At 64.3% G+C, this 785-nt stretch carries 1 protein-coding gene; it reads left to right on the forward strand.

Annotation, left to right across the window (positions count from 1 at the left end; genetic code table 11):
- Nucleotides 1-785 (forward strand): IncP-type conjugal transfer protein TrbI (gene trbI, locus EOA27_RS38660; RefSeq protein ID WP_149998630.1); only part of this gene is annotated, 785 nt, incomplete at both ends.

The raw sequence follows: 785 nt of genomic DNA on the forward strand, positions 1-785 counted from the left end.
TGGCACGCCTGCAGGCCCACGACGCCGCCTATGACTCGCCGATCGCCGTCGACGTGGACAAGTTGCGGACCGCCACGGACTCGGCGCCCGGGGCAACGCCGGCCCGCGCAACAACAGCGCGCAGCGGCTCGGCGGCCGATCTCTATGGCGCGGCACTGCAGGCCGGGCTGAATGGCGAAAATCTCGATCCGAACAGGCAGCGCACCAAGGAGGACTTCTTCAATGCCGACCTCAAGGAACTCGGCTATCTCCCCAACCAGGTCGTGCCGCAGCAATCCCTATACGAGCTGAAGCGTGGCTCGGTGATCCCGGCCACACTCATCACCGGCATCAACTCCGATCTTCCGGGACGCATCACAGCGCAGGTCAGCCAGAACGTCTACGACAGCGCGACCGGTCACCGCCTGCTGATCCCGCAAGGCGCCAAGCTGTTCGGGCGTTACGACAGCAAGGTTTCGTTCGGCCAGTCGCGCGTGCTCGTCGTCTGGACCGACATCATCTTCCCGAACGGCTCGACCTTGCAGGTTGGCGGCATGGCGGGAACGGACGCCGAGGGCTATGGTGGGTTCAACGACAAGGTCAACAACCATTACCTGAAAACGTTCAGCTCGGCGGTGCTGCTCGCCATCATCGGCACAGGCATCGACATGACGTTGCCAGAGAGCTCGACGCTCGCCTCGCAGGACACGGCGTCCGATGCGGCGCGGCGGAATTTTGCAGAGAGCTTCGGTCGCGTTGCCGAACGCAGCATCTCGAGGAACCTCGACGTCCAGCCGACGCTGGAG

The sequence above is a fragment of the Mesorhizobium sp. M2A.F.Ca.ET.037.01.1.1 genome, from assembly GCF_003998075.1.
Taxonomy (GTDB): domain Bacteria; phylum Pseudomonadota; class Alphaproteobacteria; order Rhizobiales; family Rhizobiaceae; genus Mesorhizobium.